The sequence below is a fragment of the Bartonella sp. CL434QHHD genome, assembly GCF_042195145.1.
In the GTDB taxonomy this organism is placed as follows: domain Bacteria; phylum Pseudomonadota; class Alphaproteobacteria; order Rhizobiales; family Rhizobiaceae; genus Bartonella.
This window is the reverse complement of sequence record NZ_JBHINT010000047.1, coordinates 1-1,107: the sequence shown is the minus strand read 5'-3', so window position 1 is coordinate 1,107 and position 1,107 is coordinate 1. Positions and strand designations below refer to the sequence as shown.

General features: G+C 39.0%; 1 pseudogene. It reads right to left on the bottom strand.

Going from position 1 to position 1,107, the window contains the following annotated elements:
- Positions 1–1,107: pseudogene (locus tag ACFILN_RS08400) on the bottom strand (autotransporter outer membrane beta-barrel domain-containing protein); the annotation flags it as partial.

Sequence of the window (1,107 nt, the reverse complement as noted above, 5' to 3'; positions counted from 1 at the left end):
GAAACCGGTTTGTTTTTCTTCTTCTTTTCCTAAGACAGATGTTCTGATATTGGCTAAGAGTGCGTTTTGTTTAGCCATATCTGTTAATCCACTATAGAAGAGAGCATTTGGCATGACCAAATAGCTTGCTGTTTGTGCTACAGGGACGATCACACTTGGACCAGAACCAGAATCCGTTTCAAGAATTTCTTTATGTAAGCGGAAATCCCAGAAATTTTCATTCTTTTCATCAAAGAGGCTTTGTGCAACATCGGCTGTACCGTGGCTTGACTCTGGTCCATAGGCCGTTAGCGTATATTTATAAGGCAAACGATTTCTTGTGGTATAGCCATTCTCGAGTTTGAAAGAGTCTTCTTGTGCTTTTCCAGATACTTGAATGAGCGAGAGGCCACCTATATTTGAAGGATCAGCAGCATTTACTACACTACTTTCATCTCCTGAATCGCTTTTGATATAAACTGTTGTGGAGCCTGAGACATCACCGTGGATCAGAAGTCTATCGGTTTTTTGATCGGCACTTTTTACGCCATCACTCCAAGCAATGTTGAAGTAAATCTTTGCGTCACCAGAGGCGTTGTAGACTGTTTGCGTATCTGGTTTACCAGATCCTATATGCAATGTGTGATAATGATCGTCTACCAGTCCATCAAAAACAATAGAACTGTTGTTGAGACTAAGTACAGAAATATCAGAACGTGATCTTTGAGCAATATCAAGGTGTTTGCCATCATCATTGAGTTCTGTTGCGCTGGTTTTTACGATCCATTGTGTCTTGTTTTTTAGATCAAAACGTACATTTCTGTCTTTAGAAATATTTGCTCTGCCTTCTAAAGTTGAATGATCAGCGCTTAATGTGAAGGTGCCGTTGGAGATCGCTTTAACCTCTTTATTGTTCCAATAATTGTCATTTTTCCAAGATTTTGGATCTTCGAAAAGACCATCTCCTAACAATACATCAGCATGGATTTCTGAATTTTTGAGATTGACTGTACCGATTGACAAACCTGGAATATCTTCCATGTTATCGTTAGTAAAAGCTCCAACAAAAATTCCAGTACCATTTTCAGCGTGAACATCTGCATTGGTTAAATTGATTTCACTGCTTTT